Genomic DNA, 22965 nt, shown 5'->3' with positions numbered 1-22965 from the left:
CAGAAATGGCTTGCACCCCCAGAGCCCCGGCCGTCGGGGGTTTCGGCCCCATTCCCTTTCCCCTCCGTGGACAAGCGCGAAACTAACACAAACCCCCCCCCTCCCCCCCCCCCCACCCCCCCCCCCCCAGGCGGGGGTCTTACTGGGTGGGGTTACCGGGCAGCCAGGTCGGCGCCTTGCCGAACCACTTCTGGTAGATCTGGGCGTAGGTGCCGTCCGACACCGAGGCCTTCAGCGAGTCGTTGATCGCGGTCACCAGGGCGGAGTTGCCCTGCTTGACGCCGATCCCGTAGAACTCGTTCGTCTTGAACTCCTTCACCACGGCGGTGTCCGGGTTCGTCTTGACGAAGTCGTAGAGCACACCGTTGTCGTTGACGCCGGCGTCCACGGTGCCGTTCTTCACGGCCTGCTCTTCCAGGGCGAGGTCGTCGAACGTGACGATCTCGGCACCCTTCGCGTTCTCCTTGGCGTAGTCGGCGCCGGTGGTGGCCGACTGGACGCCGATCTTCTTGCCTGCGACGTTGCTGAAGTCCTTGATCGGCGAGCCGGCCTTGACCAGCAGGGCCTGCGTGGCCTCGAAGTACGGCTCCGAGAAGTCGAACTTCTGCTTGCGCTTGTCGGTGATCGTCATGCCCGCGGCGGCCAGGTCGCACTGGCCGCTGTTCATGGCCTCGCCGGACTCGATGTTCTCGAAGGCGATGTCGACGATGTTCTGCTGCACACCGAGCTTCTTCGCGACCAGGTCCACGAGGTCGACGTCGAAGCCGACGATCTTGTCGCCCTGCTTGACCTGGAACGGCTGGTAGGGCAGGTGCGTGCAGGTCGTGAGCTTGCCTGACGCGATCAGCTGGACACCGCCGGCCGCCGTGCCGCCGTCGTCGCCCCCGCACGCGGTCAGGGCGGCGGCCGCCAGGGCGAGCGCCGGGATCAGGGCGAGCGCCTTGAGTTGGGGTCCTCGGGCCACGTCGTCACTCCTCGTAGTTCTCAGTTCGTGAGAGCACGCATATTGCCACTCATCCATACCAAAGCACAGCACTGTCGAGTTACAGCGACGTTTCGCACCGCGCCCACCGGGGTGGGAGTGTCGCGCACGAAGGGGCACGTGAGTGAGGATGTCGTTCATGAACGCGACCCCGCCCCGGCTGCCCCCGTCCGGTCGACGTGCGCGGAAGGCGGCGACCAGCAGGATCACCCGGCCGGGGGCCCGGTTCGACGGGTACCTCTCCCCGGAACGCCCGCACGCGGGCGCCTACGACGAGATGTTCGCCGCCGACGGCACGGTCCGCGGGCCCTACCGGGCGCTGTACGACTCGATCGCCGCGCTCGACGCGCACGACCTCAACTCCCGGTCGCTCGCGCTCGACCGGGCGATGGTCGACCAGGGCATCACCTTCTCGCTGTCGGGCCAGGAGCGGCCGTTCCCGCTGGACCTGGTGCCGCGGGTCATCCAGGCCGCCGAGTGGTCGAAGCTCGAACGCGGGGTCGCCCAGCGCGTGCGCGCGCTCGAAGCGTTCCTCGCCGACATCTACGGCGACCGCCAGATCCTGCGCGACGGGGTGCTGCCGCGGCGGCTGATCACCTCGTGTGAGCACTTCCAGCGGGAGGCGTTCGGCATCAACCCGCCGAACGGCGTGCGCATCCACGTGTCCGGGGTGGACCTGGTGCGCGACGAGGAAGGCACATTTCGGGTGCTGGAGGACAACCTCCGCAACCCGTCCGGGGTGTCGTACGTGATGGAGAACCGGCGCACGATGGCCCGGGTCTTCCCGGACCTGTTCGCCCAGCACCGCGTCCGGCCGGTCGGCGACTACGCCTCGCACCTGCTGCGGGCGCTGCGGGCGGCGGCCGCGGCGAACGTCGCCGACCCGATGGTCGTCGTGCTCACCCCCGGCGTCTACAACTCTGCCTACTTCGAGCACTCGCTGCTGGCGCGGCTGATGGGTGTCGAGCTGGTCGAAGGCCGTGACATGTTCTGCCGCGACAACGTCGTCTACCTGCGGACCACCGAGGGCGAACGCCAGGTCGACGTCATCTACCGGCGCATCGACGACGAGTTCCTCGATCCTGTGCACTACCGGCCGGACTCGGTGCTCGGGGTCGCCGGGGTGCTCAACGCGGCGCGCGCGGGCAACGTCGTCGTCGCGAACGCCGTCGGCAACGGCGTGGGCGACGACAAGCTCGTCTACACCTACGTGCCGGAAATGGTGAAGTACTACCTCAACGAGAAGCCGCTGCTGCCCAATGTGGACACGTTCCGCTGCTGGCTGCCGGACGAGTTCGACCACGTCATGGCGCACCTCGACGAGCTGGTCGTCAAGCCCGTCGAAGGCTCCGGCGGCTACGGGATCGTCTTCGGGCCGGAGGCGACGAAGAAGGAGCTCGACACGCTGCGCCGGAAGGTGCGCGCCCACCGGCGCGGCTGGATCGCGCAGCCGGTGGTCCAGCTCTCGACCGTGCCGGCCAAGGTGGACGACCGGCTCGCGCCGCGCCACGTCGACCTGCGGCCCTTCGCGGTGAACGACGGCAAGGAGATCTTCGTCCTGCCGGGCGGGCTGACGCGGGTGGCGCTGCCGGAGGGCAGCCTGGTCGTCAACTCGTCGCAGGGTGGCGGCTCGAAGGACACGTGGGTGCTGGCGTCCCGCGCTTCCAGCGTCGAACGCGAACTGGAGCAGCCGGCGCTCGGCGTGATGTCCACTGTGGACGGCCTGGCCGCCGAACAGGGGCCCGAGCTGTCCGCGTCCCAGCAGCAGCAACAGCAACAGCAGAGCTAGGGAGGTTCGAATGCTGGCACGCAACGCGGAGTCGCTGTACTGGATCGGCCGGTACGTCGAACGCGCCGACGACACCTCCCGGATCCTCAACGTCTCGGTCCACCAGCTGCTGGAGGACGCGACGGTCGACCCGGACCACGCGAGCCGTCAGCTCCTGGCCGTCCTGGGCATCGACACGCCCAACGGGGAGACACTCGACGTCTGGAAGCTGACCGAGCTGGTGGCGTACGCGAAGGACAACCCGGCGTCGATCGTCGGCTCGATCAACTCGGCGCGCGAGAACACGCGCGGCGCCCGCGAGGTCGTCTCGACCGAGCTGTGGGAATGCCTGAACGCGACGTGGAACGCGGTGCCGGACCGGCAGCGGTACGCCCGGCGCGCCGGGCCGCACGCGTTCCTGTCGTTCGTCGAGGAGCGCGCGGCGATGTTCGCCGGGCTCGCCGACTCGACGATGTCGCGCGACGACGGCTGGCTGTTCATGGTGCTCGGCCGCTCGATCGAACGCGCCGACATGGTGGTGCGGCTGCTGCTGTCCCGGGTCGCGGACCGCGCGTCGTCCCCGGGCTGGATCACGGTGCTGCGCTCGGCCGGCGCGCAGGACACGTACCTGCGGACCTACCGGGGCGCGCTCGACGCCGGGCGAGTTGTCCAGTTCCTGTTGCGGGACACGCTGTTCCCGCGCTCGGTGTTCCACGCGCTGCGGCAGGCGGAGGAATGCCTGCAACGGCTCGACCCGGGCGGCGGCTCGCGCAGCAACGAGAAGTCCGAGGCGCTGCGGGAGCTCGGCCGCGCCCGCAGCGAGCTCGAGTTCCTGCGCCCGTCGGACCTGCTGACCGACCTGCCGCGGCGGCTCGGGGCGCTGCAGACGTCGATCAAGGACATCGGCGAATCCGTGTCGATGCAGTACTTCAGCACGTCGCCGTGGGTGGCGTGGAGCGGTGCGGAGGTTTCGCTGTGACCTGGCAGCTGCGCGTGGCGCACCGGACGGGGTACCGGTACGCGACACCGGCGACGCAGTCGTACAACGAGGCGCGCCTGACCCCGCGTTCGGACCGCCGTCAGACGACGGTCGCGACGCGCATCGAGACGACCCCGGCGACCCGCGCCTACCGGTACACCGACTACTGGGGGACGGTGGTCACGTCGTTCGACCTCCACGCGCCGCACACGGAGTTCGCGGTGCTGGCGACGTCGGTGGTCGAGACGGCGGACGAAGCCGAGCCGATCCGCACGGCGACGTGGAAGGACCTGCGTTCGGACACGGTCGTCGACCACCGCACCGAGTACCTGACCCCGACCGACTACACCCCGCGTGACGTCGCTCTGGCGCGCGAGGCCCGTTCACTGCGGACCGGGCTGGATCCGGCGGACGCGGTGCTGGCGGTGTGCGAGTGGGTGCACAAGCAGCTGAAGTACCAGCCGGGCACCACCGGTGTGCATTCGACGGCGACGGACGCGTGGAAGGCACGCGAAGGCGTGTGCCAGGACTTCGCGCACGTGACGCTGGTGATGCTGCGCGCGATCGGCGTCCCGGCGCGGTACGTGTCCGGGTACCTGCACACCAAGCGGGACGCGAAGCTCGGCGAGGTGGTCGAAGGCGAGTCGCACGCCTGGGTCGACGTCTGGACCGGCGGCTGGTGGGCGTACGACCCGACGAACGCGATCCCGGTCGGGCCGCGGCACGTGTGGGTGGCGATGGGCCGGGACTACGCCGACGTGGCGCCGTTGAAGGGCATCTTCACCGGCGGTGGGCAATCCACTTTGGACGTCTCGGTCCACCTGACCCGGCTGGCGTGAGCGGCGCTCTCCCGGGAGAGCGCCGCTCACGGAGTCAGCCGCGGGCGTGGGCGTCCAGGATGTGCGCGACGGCCTCGGTGACCTGCTGCGCGTACTCGAGGTGCAGCCACTCGTCGGGCACGTGGATGTTCGAGTCGGACCCGCACGCGCCCGTCACCAGGAACTGCGCCTCCGGGTACTTCCGCGAGAGCAGGCCCATGAACGGGATCGAGCCGCCCATGCCGGTCGCGCGGTGGGGCTGGCCGAAGACGTCGTCGCTGACCGTGCGCAGGGCCGCCGTCAGCCACGGGGACTCGGTCGGGGCGTTCCAGCCGTCCTCGGACTGCGGGTTGTCGCCGAAGGTCACCTTCGCGCCGTACGGGACGTCCGTCGTCAAAGTCCGCTTCACGGCTTCGAGCGCCTTCGCGGCGTCGGCCGTCGGAGGGAGGCGGAAGCTCAGCGTCAACGTCGTGCTCTCGCGCAGGACGTTGCCCGCGTCGGCCGGCTTCGGGAAGCCGTCGGCGCCGATCACCGACAGCGTCGGGCGCCACGCGTTGTTGAGCATCAGCTCCAGCGCGTCTTCGGTGATCACGCGCCCGCCTTCGACCAGCGGGAACGCCTTCGACAGCGCCTCGGGGAAGTCCTGCGAGACGGCCTTGAGCTCCGACAGCCGGTTCGCCGGGACGTCGACCTTGAGCTCGTCGAGCAGCAGCTCACCGGTCGCGCTGTCCTCGAGCCGTTCGATCAGCTTCCGCAGCACGCGGAACGAGCTGGCGACGACGCCCGACGCGATGCCCGAGTGCTGCGCCGAGCCCAGCAGCTGCACGGTGACGTCCAGGTGCAGCATCCCGCGCAGGCTCGTGACCAGCCACAACCGCTCGTAGTCGCTGCCGCCGGCGTCGAGGCAGATCACCAGCGAGACCGCGCCGATGCGGTCGGCCAGGTGGTCGACGTACGCCGGGAGGTCGGGACTGCCGGACTCCTCACCCGTCTCCAGCAGCACGACGATGCGCGCGTGCTCACCGCCGGCCGCGTGGACGGCTTCGATCGCCGCCGTCGCCGCGTAGCCGGAGTAGCCGTCGTCGACCGAGCCGCGGCCGTAGAGCCGGCCGTCGCGGATCACCGGCGTCCACGGGTCGAGGCCCTCGGACCAGCCGCCGACCGGGGGCTGCTTGTCGAGGTGGCCGTACATCAGGACGGTGCCCTGGTCCGCCGTGCCCGGGGTCGCCGGGACGTCGACGAGCAGCAGGGGGGTCCGGTCTTCGAGCCGGACGACCTCGAGCTTCGCGCCGGGCAGCTCGCGCGCGGCGATCCACTCGCGGACGTGGTCGACGGCGGCGGCCAGGTGCCCGCTCTTCGCCCATTCGGCGTCGAAGGCCGGGGACAAGGCGGGGATCGCCACCAGCCCGGACAGACTCGGGATGACGTCGTCGGTCCAGGTGGACACGACGGATTCACGAACGGATTTGTGCTCCACGAGATCCATCGTGCCATGGGCGTCCCGGCGTGCGGCACATCACAACGTCGCCTCACGCCTCGTGAGTGGTTAGGGCGGTTCTAACCGCCCTAACCACTCACGAGCCTGGTGAACGGGCGGACCGATTCCCTACTCTCGTAGGTCCGATGCTCGGGCTTCCTAGCGTTTTCCCTGTTCAGAGCCCCTTTCTCAGCAACAAATCAGCAACCGCGTCTGACCAAAGCCACGACCTTCGTGCCAGGATGTCGGCGTGAACCGTCAACGCCGACGGTGACCGAGCGCTTCGGAGACCCGAGACGCTGGTCCCCGCCGGTGCAGTCGCTGTGGTCGCCACAAGCGGCCGCCAGAGGCACCGACACCGAGGAGTACCGCCCATGCCGTCCGAACAGTGGACGCACCCGGAGCCTGGAGACGGGCCGGCCGCCGTCGCGGCCCAGCCGTCCCCCGAGCAGGTGATCGCCGGATTGCGAGCGACCAGCGAAGGTGGCGCTGAGCTGACTCAGCTGCTCACCCCCGAAGGCGAGCGGGTCCCGTCGCCGCAGTTCGACAAGTACGTCGACGACGTCGACGACGAAGCCCTGCGCCAGCTGTACCGCGACATGGTGCTCGTCCGCCGCGCGGACCGTGAGGCCAACGCGATGCAGCGCCAGGGCCAGCTCGGCATCTGGGTCCCGCTGCTCGGCCAGGAGGCCGCGCAGATCGGCTCCGGCCGTGCGCTGAAGAAGAACGACATGGCGTTCCCCAGCTACCGCGAACACGGCGTCGCGTACGCGCGCGGGGTCGACATGAAGGACCTGCTGGGCATCTTCCGGTGCACCGACCACAGTGGCTGGGACTACCAGGGCACGGGCTTCCACCCGTACACCATCGTGATCGGCAACCAGGTGCTCAACGCCGCCGGCTACGCGATGGGCCAGAAGTTCGAGGGCAAGGTCGGCGACGACGACGGCGAAGCCACCATCTGCTACTTCGGTGACGGCGCGACCTCGCAGGGCGACGTCCACGAAGGATTCGTCTGGGCCGCGGTCTACGACGCGCCGCTCGTGTTCTTCTGCCAGAACAACCAGTGGGCGATCTCCGAGCCGACCGAGCGCCAGTCGCGCCTGCCGCTCTACCAGCGCGCCCGCGGGTACGGCTTCCCCGGCATCCGCGTCGACGGCAACGACGTCCTGGCCTGCCTCGCGGTGTCCCGCTGGGCGCTCGACGAGTGCCGCCACGGCAACGGCCCGGTCCTGATCGAGGCGTTCACCTACCGGATGGACGCGCACACGACGACCGACGACCCGTCCCGCTACCGGCTCTCCGACGAGCTCGAAGAGTGGAAGCTCAAGGACCCGATCGAGCGCGTCCGGGCGTTCCTGGCCCGCAAGGGCGGCGCCGACCACGACTTCTTCGACCAGGTCCAGGCCGAGGCCGACGCCTTCGCCGCGGACCTGCGCGAGTACACGTTCAACATGCCCGAGCCGCCGCCGGAGCGGATCTTCAGCAACGTCTACGCCGAGGGCAACCCCGTCCTCGAGGCGCAGCGCGAAGAGTTCCTGTCCTACCTCGACGGCTTCGTATCGGCGGGTGAGCACTGATGACCGACCTCCAGAAACTCACCATCGGCAAGGCGCTCAACCTCGGCCTGCGCCGCGCGATGGAAGAAGACCCCAAGGTCCTGATCATGGGTGAGGACGTCGGCAAGCTCGGCGGCGTCTTCCGGATCACCGACGGCCTCCAGAAGGACTTCGGCGAGCAGCGCGTGCTGGACACGCCGCTCGCGGAGTCCGGCATCATCGGCACCGCGGTCGGCCTGGCCGTGCGCGGCTTCCGGCCGGTCTGCGAGATCCAGTTCGAGGGCTTCATCTTCCCGGGCTTCGACCAGATCTCGTCGCAGCTGGCGAAGCTGCACTACCGGACGCAGGGCAAGGTCAAGATGCCCGTCGTGATCCGGGTGCCGTTCGGCGGCGGGATCGGCGCGGTCGAGCACCACTCGGAGTCGCCCGAGTCGCTGTTCGCGCACATCCCGGGCCTGAAGGTCATCTCGATCGCGAACGCCGTCGACGCCTACTGGGGCATCCAGCAGGCGATCAAGTCCGACGACCCGATCCTGTTCTTCGAGCCGAAGCGGCTGTACCACTCGGGCGCGCTGCGCGCGGAGATCGACACCGACGCCACAGCGCCGCGGGTGTTCTCCTCGCAGGTGGTCCGCGAGGGCACCACGGCGACGGTCGTCGCGTACGGCCCGTCCGTGAAGGTCGCGCTCGACGCGGCCGCTGCGGCCGAGGACGAGGGCAAGTCCCTCGAGGTCATCGACCTGCGCACGCTCTCGCCGCTGGACCTCGGCCCGGTGTTCGAGTCGGTGCGCAAGACCGGCCGGCTCATCGCGCTGTCGGAGGCGCCGTCGGAGTCGTCGCTGACGTCGGAAATCGCCGCGCGTGTCCAGCAGGAGTGCTTCTACTCGCTGGAAGCGCCCGTCCTCCGGGTGACCGGGTTCGACACGCCGTACCCGCCCGCGAAGCTCGAGGAGCACTACCTCCCCGACCTGGACCGGGTGCTGCACGCCGTCGACCGCTCACTCGCCTGGTAAGGGGGATTTCCGCGTAATGCCCACGTACAAACAGTTCCCCCTCGCCGACACCGCGGAGGGGCTGACCGAAGCCGACATCCTGTCGTGGCACGTGAAGCCGGGTGACACGGTGACGGTCAACCAGATCGTCGTCGAGATCGAGACCGCCAAGGCTGCCGTCGAGCTGCCGATCCCGTGGGCCGGCGTGGTCACGGAGCTGCACGTCGAGCCGGGGCAGACGGTGGAGGTCGGCACGCCGATCCTCACCATCGACGTCGACCCCGGAGGGGCTGCCGCTCCCGTCGCGGCCCCTGCTCCCGCGGCCGCGCCTGCCGAGGAAGAGGAGATGAAGCCGCTGGTCGGCTACGGCTCCAAGGCGGTCGTGACCCAGCGGCGGGCCCGGAAGGGTGCTGCTCCCGAGCCGGTTCCGGCGGCCGCCGTCGCCGCTGCTCCTGCGCCTGCGTCTGCGCCTGCGCCTCGGGGCGGTTACGTCCCGCTGGCCAAGCCGCCGGTGCGGAAGCTCGCGAAGGACCTCGGGGTCGACCTGCACGCGCTGAACGGGACCGCATCGGGTGGCGTCATCACGCGTGACGACGTCGAGCGCGCGGCGAACGGCTCGGCTGCTCCGGCCGCGTCCCCTGTGGACAGTGGTTACGACCCGGCCACCCGCGAGCGGCGCGTCCCGATCAAGGGCGTCCGCAAGATGACCGCGGCGGCGATGGTGCAGAGCGCGTACACCGCTCCGCACGTCACGGAGTTCCTGACCATCGACGTCACGCCGATGATGGAGTTCCGCGAGAAGCTGAAGAAGTCGCGGGAGTTCGCCGGGGTGAAGGTCACGCCGCTGACGTTCGCGGCGAAGGCCGTCTGCCTGGCGGCGAAGCGCACGCCGGACATCAACGCGGTGTGGGACGAAGCGGCGCAGGAGATCGTCTACAAGGACTACGTCCACCTCGGGATCGCGGCGGCGACGCCCCGCGGCCTGATCGTGCCCAAGGTCCGTGACGCCGACTCGCTGTCGCTGAAGGAGCTCGCGGGCGCGCTGACGACCTTGACGGACGTCGCCCGCGAAGGCAAGACGTCCCCGGCCGACATGGCGAACGGCACGATCACGATCACCAACGTCGGCGTCTTCGGCGTCGACACCGGCACGCCGATCATCAACCCGGGCGAGTCCGCGATCCTGTGCCTCGGCGCGATCAAGGACCAGCCGTGGGTGGTCGACGGCGAGATCAAGGTCCGCAAGGTGCTCCAGCTGTCGCTGAGCTTCGACCACCGCGTGGTCGACGGCCAGCAGGGTTCGGAGTTCCTGGCCGACGTCGGCGCCCTGCTGGCCGACCCGGCCATGGCCATGACGTACTGAGTTTTCGCAGGTGAAGGCCGCTTTCGGGCGGCCTTCACCTTTACTCGCTTGACGGAGTGAGCACTCACTCCGCACACTGGTGCCATGACACCAGCACCAGAGACCCGGCGAAGAGCGCCGGGCATGAGCGTCGAAGCGCGGCGCGCCATGATCGTGCACGCGGTGCTCCCGCTCCTGATCGACCACGGCGCGAACGTGACGACCAGCCAGATCGCCCGTGCCGCCGGCATCGGCGAGGGCACCATCTTCCGCGCGTTCAAGGACAAGGACGAGCTGTTCGACGCCTGCACGGCGGAGGCCCTGCGGCCCGACCACGTGCTCGACGCGATCGCCGAAATCCCCGTCGACCAGCCGCTCGACGACCGGCTCGTCGAGGCCGCCGAAGCCCTCGGCGCCCACCTCGAACGGATGGGCGCGCTGATGGGCGCCCTGCACGCGTCCGGCCGCGTCCGCCACCGCGACCCCGAGCAGCGCCTGAAGGACCAGCGCAGCACGTTGAAGGGCGGTCGCCGCGAGTCGATGACCGCCATGCGCGGCGCGATGACCGAGCTGTTCGAACCCGAGAAGGACCGGCTCCGGCTGCCGCCCGAGCAGCTGGCCTCCTTGTTCCTGACCCTGCTGTTCGGCGGCCGCCGGATGGCGCCCGACGACGACGCGCCCACCACGCGCCAGGTGGTCGACGTCTTCCTGCACGGCGCCGTGGAGGCCCCGTGATCCCGGGCGGTGGGGGCGGGATGGAGTTCCTGATGGCCCGGCGGGGCCGGCGGCGCGCCATCTCGACGGTTCCGGAAAGCGGCCTGACCGGCCCGGTCGACATCCCGGAGCCCAAGCAGGACAACCAGCCGAAGGACTGGCGCTCCCGGCTGAAGCGCGCGAAGACGTCGGTCTCGGGCACGGTCCGCGGCCTGCCGAAGGTCGTGAAGCTGACGTGGCAGGCCAGCCCGATCCTGACGATCCTGCTGGCGCTGATCACGCTGCTCTCCGGGCTCCTGCCGACGGTGACGGCGTACATCGCGAAGCTGCTGCTCGACTCCGTCGTGGCGGCGATCCAGCACCGCGGCACAACGGCCGACATCGTGAACGTCGCGCTGTTCCAGTTCGGCGTGCTCGCCGCGACGGCGATCAGCAGCGCGCTGACGTCGATCGCGCAGTCCCTGCTGCAGGAGCGCATGACGCTGACGATCCGCCACCAGGTGATGGCGCACGCCAGCGAGCTGCACCTGGCGTACTTCGAGGGCTCGACGTCGTACGACATGCTGCGCCAGGCCGCGCAGGAGGCGCCGACGCGGCCGCTGTCGATGATGAACTCCGCGCTGGGGCTCGTGCGGACGACGATCACGTTCGGCAGCATGATCGCGCTGCTGGTGGCCGTCAGCCCGCTGCTGGCGCTGGTCGCGCTGCTGGCGCCGATCCCGGCGTTCATCTCGCAGTCGAAGTACGGCTCGCGCGCGTTCTGGCTGACCTTCCTGATGTCGCCGATCAAGCGGCGGATGGACTACCTGTCTTCGCTGGTCACAACGGACACGTACGCCAAGGAGACGAAGCTGTTCGGGCTCGGCCCGTACTTCGTCGACCGGTTCCGCCGGCTCGGCCTGGTGTCGTACGAGCGGCAGCGGAAGCTGACGATCAACCGCAACATCAGCTCGACGTCCTGGGGGCTGTTGAGCACGTTCGCGGGCTCGGCGATCGCGTTGTACATCGCGCTGCAGGCGGTCGGCGGCCACCTGACGCTGGGCGACCTGGCGCTGTACACGGCCGCGGCGACGTCCGTGCAGACGTCGGTGTCCGGGCTGTTCACGGCGTTTTCGGGGATGTACGAGAACAATCTCTACCTCGACACGCTGTACCGCTTCCTGGACACCGAACCGGAGATCACGGCGCCTGCATCACCCCGCCCCATGCCGTCCACAGTGGAGGGACACATCGAGTTCGACTCGGTGACGTTCGCCTACCCGGGTTCCGAAGAACCGGCTTTGGAGGACGTCAGCTTCGAGATCCGCCCGGGCGAGACGGTGGCGGTGGTGGGCCGAAACGGCGCGGGCAAGTCAACGCTGTTCAAGCTGCTGTGCCGACTGTACGACCCGACCGCCGGCCGGATCCTTTTGGACGGCGTGGACATCCGCGAGTACGACCCGGTAGAGCTGCGCACGAGGATCAGCGCGATGTTCCAGGACTACGTGACGTACCAGGGAACGGCGGCCGAGAACATCGGCCTGGGCGACCTGACTCGCCTGGAGGATCGCCCGCACATCGAGGATTCGGCCCGCCGAGCAGGCGCGGACGAACGCATCGAGCGCCTGCCCGGCGGTTACGACAGCCCCCTGGGCCGATGGTTCGACCAGGGCGTCTCCCTGTCCGGCGGGGAGTGGCAGAAGATCGCTTTGGCGCGGGCGTTCCAGCGGGAGGCGCCGTTGTTGATTCTCGACGAACCGACGTCGGCGTTGGACGCCCAGGCGGAGCATGACCTGTTCTCGCGGCTGCGTGAGCTGTCCGAGGGACGGACGACGCTGTACATCTCGCACCGGTTCTCGACGGTGCGGCAGGCGGAGCGGATCCTACTGCTGGACCACGGAAAGGTGGCGGAGTACGGAACGCACGAACAGCTGATGGCGGCCAAGGCCGGGTATGCGGAGCTGTTCACCCTCCAGGCGCAGGCGTATCTGGACGAGATCCCGAGCTAGCGGAGAGGATAGGTCCGGTCGATCACCGCTGTCAGCGTGCCGTCCGCGACGAGGTCGAATGCTCTTCGCGGGCGGCCGCTAAGTGGGGCGGCAGGGAGGTGCCGCCCCGCAGTTCGACGTTCGACCACCCGGCCGGCTGCGGATCTTCGTCGCGGTCGACAACCGTGACAGTGTCGAGCACGCAGTCGGTGAGCACGAGGTGGCGGCTGACCCGGCTCAGGTCAAGCCGGCACCGCTCGAACCGGCAGTGGTCGACGAGCACCGCCGCCCGCGAGATCGCCTCGTAGGAGTGACCGTTCGCCAGGTTGAACTCGAGGTCGGCGAACTCGCACCGATCGAACACCACCCGGCTGATGTAGGTGCTCAGCTGCGAAAAGCCGGCCACGGGCGCGGTGAACCGACAGCGGAAGAAGGACATCGACGCGAATTCGAGGAACCCGTCGGAGAAGTCGGCGATCTCCCCGCCGAACTCCGTCCCGACAAATTCGGCCTTGCCTGAAGTGACGCTCAGGCCGGCGAAGTTCGTCTCGGCCGCGGAGAACCGGGCGCCGTGGAAGCTCAGCAACCGACCGAACTGCGCACCCGCGAACGAAGCCACCCCACCGACGAACTCCGCGCCGTCGAACAGGACTTCACCGTCGAACTTGAGGCGTGCAAAATCGGCGTTCTCGAAGGTGACGCCGCTGAAGTCGAAGTCGAGCCGGGACCAGGAGAGGGCCGCCGAGCCCCGGGTCCGGTCGCGAATCACGCGCAGGATCGCTTCGCGCACTTCGGTCTCGCCGTCGCCTTCGCGGGTGATCCGGAAATAGCCGCAGAGGACGTCGACGCAGACCTGACGCTTGTCCGCCCAGTCGTCGGCCAGGCCGGCCATCGCGTAGACACCCGCGAGCCGGACGGCCGCGCTCTCGTTGGCGAGCTGCTCGGCGGCGCTGCCGAACCGTTCGTTGAACTTCTGCACAACCTCGCGCTCGGCCCGCTGAACGGCGAGAGCGTGCTCGTCCTCGGCGACGCGTTGCTTCCGGTAGTTGACCGCGAGCAGCACCACCCCACCGAACCCAGCGACCACCGAGAGCGCGATCTTCAGCAGGTCGAGCAACTGAGCGACGTCGAACTGCCCGGCGTTGGGCAGCCGCGGCCAGCCGAGGAACCAAAGGAGGCCACCCCCGGTGGTCCCAGCCACGACCAGCGCGACAACAAGCCAGCCCAGCACGGACCCGACCATCCCGCGACGGCCACGCCCCCGCTTCCGCCGCGCCCACTCGACCCCGGGGAACACTAACCGCCGACGGCGGCCGACCGAGACCACAAGAACGGCCAGGACCAGGCACAACGCAATCAGGAGCCAGCGGAGCCAGTCGGACACGATGGGTGAGACTAGCCGGTGCGTCGCAAGGCCGGGAGCAAATCGGACAGGTCGTTCGTTGTACGGGTATGGCTGTCGCGTTCCTGCTCTACGTCTTCGCCGAGATCGCCGCGATCTGGGCGGTCGGCTCGGCCGTCGGCGTGCTCGGCACGCTCGGCCTCCTCCTCGCCGGTGCCTTCATCGGATCCTGGCTCGCTCGCCGCGAAGGCGCCAAGGCGATGAGGGCGTTCATGTCCGCCGCCCGAGCCGGCCGGCCGGCGGAGAAGGAATTGACCGACGGAATGCTGGTCGGTCTCGGCGGCGTGTTGATCCTGGTCCCGGGCTTCGTGAGCGACGTCCTGGGGTTGTTGTTGATGCTGCCACCATCGCGCGCAGTGGTGCGGCGATTGTGGTTGAAGCGGATGGAGAAGCGCGCGGTGCAGTTCGCCAACCAGCGCCGGGGGCCGGTGATGGTGGTGGACAGTGAGGTCGTTTCCGAGGAGTCGCAGCCTCGCCGTGACCAGCCGACGGTGATCGAGGGTCGGATCGTGGAGAACTGAGCCTCAACGCCGCCTAGTGTTTGCCGTGCGCCTGACGGTGGTGAGCGACGTAACCGAGATTGATTTCATGATCGGGGTGGCGCCGGAGCTCACCATCAACGACGCCGTTCCGCAGGATCGTGAAGTCGTCTCGGATGGTGACTGCGCCGAGGTCGAATTGGACGTGGCAGTTCGGGCACAGGCAAAGGATGTTGTCCTTCATGTCCGGTCCGTCGTGCGGACCGCCCAATGCCTTGATGTGAGCGCCCTCTGAGTAGGTGCGGTCACCAACCGCCAACTGCTGCCCACACAACTGACACGTATCTTTGTGGATCCTCTTTACATCCTTGGCGATGGCGGTGATCCGCACCTTGCGCTGCACGATTGCCGTTCGCTCACTTGGCGTCATGGTGCCCGCCGAGACCTTGCCGTGGGCGGGCACGCCGGACAACTCAGCCTCGATCCGCGGGGTTGGCACAACGTCTGGTTCCGACGTTGCCTTCTTCATACGGAACTGGCAGATCCAGAAGTCGCCGCTTCGGACATAGTCGGCACTATCAACCTGGAAGAGTCCGTCATAGCGGTAGCCAGATGCCGGCCCGTGCTCTGAGCCTTCGTGCGCACCACGGATCACCCGAACCAGGATGTCCTCACGCATGCTGGTCCGTAGTCCCGCATTTCCCGGGTCGGCGAAAGTTTGACCGGCTATTCGTTTACCGTTCTCGTCCAACCCACCATGGCCGGTGTAGATAATCACATCGCCGTGATCACGATCCTCGTACCCGCCAGATAAGACTATCGACTCGGCACCTTTCTCTTCGGTACCCACGATCCCGGACTGAGGGGCTCGATGCGTGCCTCGAGCGGCGACGGCGCGCCGATCCGGGAAGGTTGTACCCAACGGGACCTTGGGAAGTTCGCCGAAGCGCTGAGCGGTCTTGCGGTCCATGACTTCGAAGTCGAGCGCCTTCAGGCTTGCTACAACTGCGTCAACCGCAGTGCGCAATTCACCAGCCGACAGGACACGGCCTACGGCCTCTCGGTGCGCAACGCCGACGACGGCAGGAGCGTCGTACGCCCACTCGCCGATCAAAACCTCGTACCGACGAGCATGCGTGTACCCGTACTTCTTGCAGAACTGCCCCTTCTTCAGCTGGTCGTACTCAGCAGCTGCCGCCAGCACGTGCTCACGCCGGATGTCCGCAAGACTCATGACGCCACTCTAAAGGCGGACACCGACAGTTTGGTGTCACCGACGCGGCACAGCTAGTCCACGGATGGCTTGGGGATGTCGAAGTAACTGGAGAACCGCACAGCCGGCGCGTACTCGCCCTTCACCTTCACCCGGCCCGTCACGAACATCGCCGCCACCGCAGCGTTGCCCGTGGCCATCCTGATGAAGTCGTCCACGGACAGGGTGATTGTTGTGTCCGGCGTTCGGGACAAGTCCGTCGAAGAGACGCACACCCCGTCCTCGATCACCGTCTGGAAACGGTCGTACCCGTCTTCGCCAGTTCCCTCGGAAAAGCGCCAGGAAACCACGAAATCCACGTGGCGTGCTCGTTCCGGCAAGAAATGCTCGGACATTCGGCGGAAAATCTCGTCCAGGAACACGCCACGCAACTCAGGGTGCTCGGCGATGGCCTTGAGCTGGTCGCGGGAGGCTCGGCGGACCACGTCGACCAGGACGTCCGTGGACAGGGAGCTCAGCTCTATGCCCGCTCCAGTGGAGCCCAGCATGTGGAGGGTTTCCAAGACCTGGATGAACTGCGCGGGGGTCAAGTTGCCAATGACGAGCTTGTCGGCGAACGCGTTCACCGCGTGGCCGGCTCGTACTCCGCGGGGCCGGGAAAGGCGCCACTTCGGTTTTCGGGGCACGGGGACGAGACTATCCCGGGTGGGGGAGGTCGAAGAAACCGATCAGGCCCGCCGCGAAGGCCAAATCGCCCTTGACCTTGATTCTTCCCGTGACGAACAACACCGCCGGCGTCGCCTGGTGGGTGATGAGGCGGAAGAAGTCCGCCGGGGCGATCGTGATCGTCACGCGGGGGGCCGAGCGCATGTCGCGGCTCACCGTGCACGAGCCGTGCGAAATCACCGTCTCGTAGCGGTCGTAGCCGCCTTCGCCGAGGCCGCCCGACATGCGCCAGTGGACGACCGCGTGCAGGTCGCGGGCTCGGTCGGGGCGGATGTGGGCGCCCATGCGGGCGAAGATCTCGGCCAGCACCCGCTCGCGCAGAGGCCGCTCCGCGACGACGCTCTCGAGCTGCGCGCGCGACGCCGAAGACACCAACGTCGCGAAGCGCGCCGGGTCGACCTTGCTCAGGTCGAACGCCGGGGCTCGCTCGGCCAGCCGGAGCAGCGCGCTCAGGAGACGGCGGAAGTCGTCCTTGCCGAGGTTGCGGGGGTTCACCGCGTCGGCGAGGGTGTTGACGTCGAGGGTGTGCGCCTCCGGGCCGACGGGGTCGAGCCGCTCCAGGGCGTCGAGCAGCGCCGTTCCGCGGAGGTTCGCGACCTGATCTGCGCTGGTCATCCCGGCGTTGTCGGCCATGGTCACTCCCTCTCAAGTTACTCACACGTAGGCTACCCGCCAGTAGGTAGGCGGGCAAGCGTGCCGAAATCACCCTCCCGGGGCAACGCCCGGTACCGTCTCCGGGCAGCAACAGGGAGGTCCAGCGTGTCAGAGGATGATCAGCGTCCGCCGGAGCGGGCCCGGCGGCTGCCGCGCGCCGTGCGCGAGCGGCAGATCTTGGACGCGGCCGTCCAGGTTTTCTCGCGCCACGGCTACCACGCGGCCTCGATGGACGAGATCTCCGACGTCGCCGGGGTCTCGAAGCCGATGATCTACACCTACCTCGGGTCCAAGGAGGACCTGTTCGGCGCGTGCATCCGCCGCGAGGCGACGCGGCTGCTCGAGGCCATCCAGGCCGGCGTCCAGCCCGACCTGCCGCCGGACATGCAGCTCTGGCACGGCCTGCGGTCCTTCTACCGCTTCGTCGCGGAGTACCGCGAGTCGTGGACGGTCCTGCACCGCCAGGCGCTCACCGTCGGCGGGACGTTCGCCGCGGAGATCACCGACATGCGGGCGCGCGCGATCCAGCTGGTCGCGGCGCTCGTGGTGTCCGCCGGCACCCGCAAGGGCGTGGGCGAGCAGGCCGAGTTCTCCGGCGAAGGCCTGTCCGCGGCCCTGGTCGGGGCGGCCGAGTCGCTGGCCGACTGGGCCCTCGACCACCCCGACATCTCCGACGGCGTGCTCGCGTCGTGGCTGATGAACCTCGTCTGGCTCGGCTTCAACGACCTCATCGAGGGCGAGGTCTGGAAGCCGTCAGAGTGAGGTGATCGTGCCTTCCAGGTGCGGCTTCGCCTTGCTCCACAGCTCGAACGCCCACCCCTCCGGGGAGGACCACGACGTGAAGGCCGCCTTGGCCGGGAGCAGCACCGGTTGCTTGAAGCGGACGTCCACCGTGAACGCCTCCGGCAGCCGGCCTTCGAACGCTGCCAGGGCGTGGGCCTTCGTCCACATGCCGTGAGCGATCGCGCGGGGGAAGCCGAACAGGCGCGCCGTGAGCGGGTGCAGGTGGATCGGGTTGCGGTCGCCGGACACCTCCGCGTAGCGGCGGCCGATGTCGGCCGGGATGCGCCAGATCGCGTCCGGGGTCGGGGGCGCCAGCTGGTCACGCCGTGAAGAAGACCCCGACGAAGAGCCGCGGCGCAGGTACGTGCTCACGTCTGCCCACACCGGGTCGTCTCCGGCCCACGCCTCGCTGACGACGTCGAACTGACGCCCCTTCTCGTGTGGGCGCAGGTTCTCCGCGCGCACCCGGATCGTCAGGGGCTCGCCCAGGCGCAGCGCGCGGTGCTGGGTGATCCGGTTCGCCACGTGCACCATGCCGAGCAGCGGGAACGGGAAGCCCGGCTCCGTCATCAGCGCCATCTGCAGCGGGAACGCCAGCATGTGCGGGTACGTCGCCGGCAGCTCGTCGCTCAGCCGGAAGCCGCACACCGTGTTGTACGCCGCCAGGTGCGCCGGGTCGACGACCACACCCGTGCGCACCAGCTCCGTGTCCGGCAGCGAAGAGCCCGTCCGGCGCAGGCCGAGCAGCGCCTTCGGGTACAGCGTCGCCAGGCTCGGCGTGCTGTCGAGTTCGCGGATCACCACGTCAGGCCCCCAGCAGGGCCTGGCCGCAGACGCGGACCACGTTGCCGTTCACCGCGGCCGACGCCGGGTTGGCGTACCAGGCGATCGTCTCGGCGACGTCGACCGGGAGCCCGCCCTGGCCGAGGCTCGACAGCCGCCGGCCCGCCTCACGGATGAACAGCGGGACCGCCGCCGTCATCTTGGTCTCGATGAACCCCGGGGCGACCGCGTTGATCGTGCCGCCGTACGCCGCGAGCTGCGGGGCGCCGACGTTCACCATCCCGATGACGCCCGCCTTCGACGTCGCGTAGTTCGCCTGGCCGACGTTGCCGGCGATGCCCGCGATCGACGAGACGCCGATGATCCGGCCGTTCTCGTTCAGCACGCGGTCGGTGAGCAGCTTGTCGTTCACCGCCAGCTGCGACGCCAGGTTCACGGCGATCACCGAGTCCCACGCGCTCTCGCTCATGTTCCCCAGCGTCTTGTCGCGCGTGATGCCCGCGTTGTGCACCACGACGTCGACGCCGCCGTGACGCTCCTTCAGGTACTCCGCGAGCTTCGCGGGCGCGCTCGGCGAAGTGATGTCGAGCTGCAGCGCCGAGCCGCCGATCTTGTTGGCCACCTTCGACAGGTCGCCGCCCTGGGCGGGGATGTCGAGCGCGACGACGTGCGCGCCGTCGCGGGCCAGGACCTCCGCGATCGCCGCGCCGATGCCGCGGGACGCGCCGGTGACCAGCGCGACCTTGCCGTCGAGGGGCTTTTCCCAGTTCGCGGGCGCATCGGCCGTCTTGCCCTCGACGCCGATCCGGACGACCTGCGCGTCGACGAACGCGGACTTCGCGGAGAGCAGGAAGCGCAACGTCGACTCGGTCGCCTCTTCGGCGCCTTCGGCAACGTACACGAGCTGAGCCGTCGCGCCGCGCTTCAGCTCCTTGCCGACGGAGCGCACGAAGCCCTCGAGAGCGCGCTGAGCGATCCGCTCGCGGCCGTCGACCTGCTCCGGCGGGGTGCCCAGGACGACTACGCGGCCGGACGGGCCGACGCTGCGGATCACCGGGTGGAAGAAGTCGTAGACCTCGCGCAGGCGCGAAGGGTCGGTGACGCCGGTGGCGTCGAAGACGAGCGCCGCGTGCCGGTCACCCGAAGCGGTGACAACGTCGATGCCCGCGTCCGCGAGCTGGTCACGCACCTTCTTCTCCAGCCGGCCGCCGGGCGCGGCGCCGAGAAGTGCGGGACCCTCGAGGGCGGGTTGCCCGGGCTTGAACCGGCGCAGCGTGGCGGGGTTGGGCAGGCCGAGCTTCGGCACCACGAACTTCCCCAACGGGGTTTTCGTGAACTGCTGGTACCTGTCAGCCATCGGTTGCCTCCCGTGCAGTCTGCGTCACGTCGCAGTCTAACCTACTCAGGAGTAGGTTACAGTGTGAGAGAGCCGACCAGAGAGGTGACGTTCATGCCGCCCAGGAAGACCCCCGCCGTGCGCAAGGTCGCGATCATCGGCGGCAACCGGATCCCCTTCGCGCGGTCGAACGGCCCCTACGCGAAGGCGTCGAACCAGGACATGTTCACCGCCGCGCTCGACGGCCTGGTCAGCCGCTTCGCGCTGCAGGGCGAGGTGATCGGCGAGGTCGCGGCCGGCGCCGTGCTCAAGCACTCGAAGGACTTCAACCTGGCCCGCGAGAGCGTGCTCGGCAGCAAGCTCTCACCCGCGACACCCGCGTCCGACGTCCAGATGGCGTGTGGCACCGGCCTGCAGGCGATCGTCAACGTCGCCAACAAGATCGCGCTCGGCCAGCTCGACTCGGCCATCGCGGGCGGTGTCGACACCACCAGCGACGCGCCCCTGGCCGTCAACGAGGACCTGCGCCAGATCCTCATCCAGCTCAACGCCGCGAAGACGCTCGGCGACCGTCTCAAGCTCGTCTCGAAGATCCGCCCGGGCCACATCGTCCCGGCTATCCCGCGCAACGAAGAGCCGCGCACCGGCCTCTCGATGGGCGAGCATGCCGCGTTGACCGCGAAGGTCTGGGAGATCACCCGCGAGGCGCAGGACGAGCTCGCCGCGGCCAGCCACCAGCACCTTGCCGCCGCCTACGACCGCGGGTTCTTCGACGACCTCGTGACGCCGTTCCTCAAGCTCGCGCGCGACCAGAACCTGCGTGCGGACTCGACCGCCGAGAAGCTCGCCAAGCTCAAGCCGGCCTTCGGCGGTCCCGAAGGCACGATGACCGCGGGCAACTCGACGCCGCTGACCGACGGCGCGTCGACGGTCCTGCTCGCCACCGACGAGTGGGCGAAGGCGCACAAGCTGCCGGTGCAGGCGTACCTGACGTTCTCGCAGACCGCGGCCGTCGACTACGTCCACGGTGACGAGGGCCTGCTCATGGCGCCCGCGTACGCCGTGCCGCGGATGCTCGCGCGCGCCGGCCTTTCGCTGCAGGACTTCGACTACTACGAGATCCACGAGGCGTTCGCGTCGCAGGTGCTGGCCACGCTCAAGGCGTGGGAGGACCCGGCGTTCGCCAAGGAGAAGCTGGAGCTGGACGAGCCGCTCGGCTCGATCGACCGGACGAAGCTGAACGTCAACGGCTCGTCGCTGGCGGCCGGGCACCCGTTCGCCGCGACCGGCGGCCGGATCGTCGCGACGCTGGCGAAGCTGCTGCACGAGAAGGGCTCGGGCCGCGGCCTGATCTCGATCTGCGCGGCCGGCGGCCAAGGCGTCACCGCGATCCTGGAGAAGTAGCAACGACAAAAGGGCCGCCCCTCGCGAGGGGCGGCCCTTTGTGCGTCTGTGTCAGCCAGGCAGCTTCTTCTGTGCCCGCTTCGCGAGCTTGTTCGCGCGCTTCTCTGCCTTGCGGCTGAGCTTTCCCGCCGCGCTGCTCACGTCCCTGCTGACGTCCTTCGCTGCGTGCTTCGCGCGCCACGCCGCCGACGGCTTGCCGTGCGTGTCCGCGACGGCGAGCATCAGGCCACCGGCCATGCTCGCGTTCTTGAAGAACTGGATCTGCTGCTTCTGCTTCTCTTCCGGGTCCTTGATGGTCCAGAAGCTGTGCGCCGCCAGCGTGGTCGGCACCAGGCTGCCGAGCAGCAGCCCGGCCGCGAGCCGGGGCGCCTTCCCGGTGGCGAGCGCGAGGCCGGCGCTGATCTTGACGGCGGCGTCGATGCGGACGAGCGTCACCGGGTCCCGCGGAACCTGCTCGGGGACGACGTCACCGACCTTGTCGAAAGCGCCCTTGAGGAACGGTTCCGCCGCCTTCGCGTGCCCTTCGGCGTGCCTCAGCGCATTGATCCCGCCGGTCACGAACATCGCTGCCAGCAGGGGACGTGCCAGTCGACGGAGTATCACGGTCGTTGCCTTCCTCGTACGGGCCGCTGCCTGGTCGAACCTACTCGCTGAGTGCCCGCTCGGCCCGCGCTCGAACCCTCATCGGTGTTTCTGCGCGAATCTCGTGTCGATGCTAGAGAGCCCTAGAAAGCCTTAGCGCTTGACCTTGACGTTGCGTCAACTTCTAGGGTCGAAGCCATGGAGTGGTCGATCCAGGACATCGCCCGCTCGGCCGGGACCACGAGCCGGACGCTGCGCCACTACGGCGCGGTCGGCCTGCTCGAACCCAGCCGGATCGGCAGCAACGGCTACCGCTACTACGACGAGCAGGCGCTCGTCCGGCTGCAGCGGATCCTCCTGCTGCGAGAGCTCGGCCTCGGGCTCCCGGCGATCGCCGGCGTCCTGGACGGGCAAGGGGACAGCGTCACCGCGCTCGAGACCCACCTGGAGCTGCTCGAACAGGAGCGGCGGCGGATCGACCGGCAGATCGGCTCGGTCCGCACCACGCTACGGAAACTGAAGGGAGGTGAACGACTGATGGCAGAAGAAGTCTTCGACGGCTTCGACCACACGAAGTACGAGAAGGAGGTCACCGAGCGCTGGGGCGCTTCGGCGTACGCGACGGGAGACCAGTGGTGGCGCTCGCTGTCCGCCGAGGAGAAGCAGGCGCACCAGCAGGAGCAGCAGGACATCGCCGCGGCCTTCAGGTCCGCCCACTCGGCCGGGCTCGCGGCGGACGCCGACGACGTCCAGGCGATCGCGGGACGGCTGCACGCGTGGCTCCGGCCGGCGGTTTCGGCCGTGTCCGCGGGTTACTTCGCGGGCCTGGGCCAGCTGTACGTCGACGACCCGCGCTACGGGTTCGAAGGCCCGGGCGCGGAATTCGTGCGCGACGCGATGAAGATCTACGCGGAACGGAACCTGAGCGAGTAGCGCTACGTCGTAGTGCGCGCTGGGGGTAGGGACGAGCAGGGCTGCAGACCTGTTCGTCTCTATGTACGGCCA

At 68.9% G+C, this 22965-nt stretch carries 21 protein-coding genes; 12 read left to right on the top strand and 9 right to left on the bottom strand.

What is annotated here, in order from left to right; translation table 11 throughout:
- Window positions 1–139: 139 nt before the first annotated feature.
- On the bottom strand, window positions 140–964 hold the full coding sequence (locus tag ACZ63E_RS01590; RefSeq protein WP_465333462.1) for a basic amino acid ABC transporter substrate-binding protein: 825 nt from the start codon (window positions 962–964) through the stop codon (window positions 140–142).
- A gap of 148 nt (window positions 965–1112) precedes the next feature.
- Here ACZ63E_RS01590 and ACZ63E_RS01585 point away from each other — a divergent pair, with 148 nt between their 5' ends.
- From ACZ63E_RS01585 to ACZ63E_RS01575, 3 genes are read left to right on the top strand one after another with little or no spacing between them, the layout of a single operon-like run.
- Window positions 1113–2771, top strand: coding sequence for a circularly permuted type 2 ATP-grasp protein (locus ACZ63E_RS01585; protein WP_465334338.1), 1659 nt, complete (start codon window positions 1113–1115; stop codon window positions 2769–2771).
- 10 nt (window positions 2772–2781) lie between these two features.
- Window positions 2782–3729, top strand: coding sequence for an alpha-E domain-containing protein (locus tag ACZ63E_RS01580; RefSeq protein WP_465306781.1), 948 nt, complete (start codon window positions 2782–2784; stop codon window positions 3727–3729).
- Window positions 3726–4568 carry a transglutaminase family protein gene (locus ACZ63E_RS01575; RefSeq protein ID WP_465333460.1) on the top strand — a complete coding sequence of 281 codons (843 nt, stop codon included), beginning with the start codon at window positions 3726–3728 and terminating at the stop codon, window positions 4566–4568. The genes ACZ63E_RS01580 and ACZ63E_RS01575 overlap by 4 nt, the downstream gene beginning before the upstream one ends.
- A 34-nt stretch (window positions 4569–4602) precedes the next feature.
- On the opposite strand, the gene ACZ63E_RS01570 is transcribed toward ACZ63E_RS01575, so the two are convergent.
- The gene (locus ACZ63E_RS01570) at window positions 4603–6024 is read right to left on the bottom strand and encodes a M20/M25/M40 family metallo-hydrolase (RefSeq protein ID WP_465333458.1); all 1422 of its coding nucleotides are present in this window, start codon (window positions 6022–6024) and stop codon (window positions 4603–4605) included.
- A 374-nt stretch (window positions 6025–6398) separates the two neighbouring features.
- Here ACZ63E_RS01570 and pdhA point away from each other — a divergent pair, with 374 nt between their 5' ends.
- The 5 genes from pdhA (at window position 6399) to ACZ63E_RS01545 (ending at window position 12619) form a co-directional block, all read left to right on the top strand.
- Entirely contained in the window at window positions 6399–7604 is a 1206-nt protein-coding gene (pdhA, locus tag ACZ63E_RS01565; RefSeq protein ID WP_465333456.1) for a pyruvate dehydrogenase (acetyl-transferring) E1 component subunit alpha, read from the top strand.
- Window positions 7604–8596 carry an alpha-ketoacid dehydrogenase subunit beta gene (locus ACZ63E_RS01560; protein WP_465333454.1) on the top strand — a complete coding sequence of 331 codons (993 nt, stop codon included), beginning with the start codon at window positions 7604–7606 and terminating at the stop codon, window positions 8594–8596. The genes pdhA and ACZ63E_RS01560 overlap by 1 nt, the downstream gene beginning before the upstream one ends.
- A 16-nt stretch (window positions 8597–8612) precedes the next feature.
- Window positions 8613–9938 carry a dihydrolipoamide acetyltransferase family protein gene (locus ACZ63E_RS01555; RefSeq protein ID WP_465333452.1) on the top strand — a complete coding sequence of 442 codons (1326 nt, stop codon included), beginning with the start codon at window positions 8613–8615 and terminating at the stop codon, window positions 9936–9938.
- A 123-nt stretch (window positions 9939–10061) separates the two neighbouring features.
- Window positions 10062–10652, top strand: a complete 591-nt coding sequence (locus ACZ63E_RS01550; RefSeq protein WP_465306769.1) for a TetR/AcrR family transcriptional regulator — start codon at window positions 10062–10064, stop codon at window positions 10650–10652.
- Window positions 10653–10672: 20 nt separating this feature from the next.
- Window positions 10673–12619, top strand: a complete 1947-nt coding sequence (locus ACZ63E_RS01545; protein WP_465333451.1) for an ABC transporter ATP-binding protein — start codon at window positions 10673–10675, stop codon at window positions 12617–12619.
- Between the two features lie 31 nt (window positions 12620–12650).
- Here the strand turns inward: ACZ63E_RS01545 and ACZ63E_RS01540 are convergent, their stop codons facing one another.
- Window positions 12651–13982: a hypothetical protein gene (locus ACZ63E_RS01540; RefSeq protein WP_465333450.1), complete on the bottom strand. Its 1332-nt coding sequence runs from the start codon at window positions 13980–13982 to the stop codon at window positions 12651–12653.
- A 68-nt stretch (window positions 13983–14050) separates the two neighbouring features.
- Here ACZ63E_RS01540 and ACZ63E_RS01535 point away from each other — a divergent pair, with 68 nt between their 5' ends.
- Entirely contained in the window at window positions 14051–14521 is a 471-nt protein-coding gene (locus ACZ63E_RS01535; protein WP_465333448.1) for an FxsA family protein, read from the top strand.
- Window positions 14522–14534: 13 nt separating this feature from the next.
- On the opposite strand, the gene ACZ63E_RS01530 is transcribed toward ACZ63E_RS01535, so the two are convergent.
- The 3 genes from ACZ63E_RS01530 to ACZ63E_RS01520 all read right to left on the bottom strand — a co-directional run bounded on the left by ACZ63E_RS01530 (window position 14535) and on the right by ACZ63E_RS01520 (window position 17051).
- A complete protein-coding gene (locus ACZ63E_RS01530; RefSeq protein ID WP_465333446.1) occupies window positions 14535–15713 on the bottom strand; it encodes a YDG/SRA domain-containing protein in 1179 nt (392 codons plus the stop codon).
- Window positions 15714–15766: 53 nt separating this feature from the next.
- A complete protein-coding gene (locus tag ACZ63E_RS01525; RefSeq protein ID WP_465333445.1) occupies window positions 15767–16318 on the bottom strand; it encodes an SCP2 sterol-binding domain-containing protein in 552 nt (183 codons plus the stop codon).
- A 70-nt stretch (window positions 16319–16388) separates the two neighbouring features.
- Entirely contained in the window at window positions 16389–17051 is a 663-nt protein-coding gene (locus ACZ63E_RS01520; protein ID WP_465333443.1) for an SCP2 sterol-binding domain-containing protein, read from the bottom strand.
- 126 nt (window positions 17052–17177) lie between these two features.
- Between ACZ63E_RS01520 and ACZ63E_RS01515 the strand changes: the two genes are divergently transcribed.
- The gene (locus ACZ63E_RS01515; protein WP_247016531.1) at window positions 17178–17834 is read left to right on the top strand and encodes a TetR/AcrR family transcriptional regulator; all 657 of its coding nucleotides are present in this window, start codon (window positions 17178–17180) and stop codon (window positions 17832–17834) included.
- Here the strand turns inward: ACZ63E_RS01515 and ACZ63E_RS01510 are convergent.
- Window positions 17826–18659, bottom strand: a complete 834-nt coding sequence (locus tag ACZ63E_RS01510; protein ID WP_465333441.1) for a MaoC family dehydratase — start codon at window positions 18657–18659, stop codon at window positions 17826–17828. The genes ACZ63E_RS01515 and ACZ63E_RS01510 overlap by 9 nt on opposite strands.
- A gap of 1 nt (window position 18660) precedes the next feature.
- Window positions 18661–19995, bottom strand: a complete 1335-nt coding sequence (locus ACZ63E_RS01505; protein ID WP_465333440.1) for a 3-oxoacyl-ACP reductase — start codon at window positions 19993–19995, stop codon at window positions 18661–18663.
- 93 nt (window positions 19996–20088) lie between these two features.
- Here ACZ63E_RS01505 and ACZ63E_RS01500 point away from each other — a divergent pair, with 93 nt between their 5' ends.
- Window positions 20089–21378 (top strand): acetyl-CoA C-acetyltransferase, encoded by a 1290-nt coding sequence (locus ACZ63E_RS01500; protein ID WP_465333439.1) that lies wholly within the window; start codon window positions 20089–20091, stop codon window positions 21376–21378.
- A 51-nt stretch (window positions 21379–21429) separates the two neighbouring features.
- Here ACZ63E_RS01500 and ACZ63E_RS01495 read toward each other — a convergent pair whose 3' ends face one another.
- Window positions 21430–21981: a DoxX family protein gene (locus tag ACZ63E_RS01495; protein ID WP_465306741.1), complete on the bottom strand. Its 552-nt coding sequence runs from the start codon at window positions 21979–21981 to the stop codon at window positions 21430–21432.
- A 177-nt stretch (window positions 21982–22158) separates the two neighbouring features.
- Here ACZ63E_RS01495 and ACZ63E_RS01490 point away from each other — a divergent pair, with 177 nt between their 5' ends.
- Window positions 22159–22893, top strand: a complete 735-nt coding sequence (locus tag ACZ63E_RS01490) for a MerR family transcriptional regulator (RefSeq protein WP_465333438.1) — start codon at window positions 22159–22161, stop codon at window positions 22891–22893.
- Window positions 22894–22965 lie beyond the last annotated feature (72 nt).

This window comes from Amycolatopsis sp. NPDC104819 (assembly GCF_055583145.1).
The sequence above is the reverse complement of the archived record's forward strand: the minus strand, read 5'-3'. Positions and strand labels throughout refer to the sequence as shown.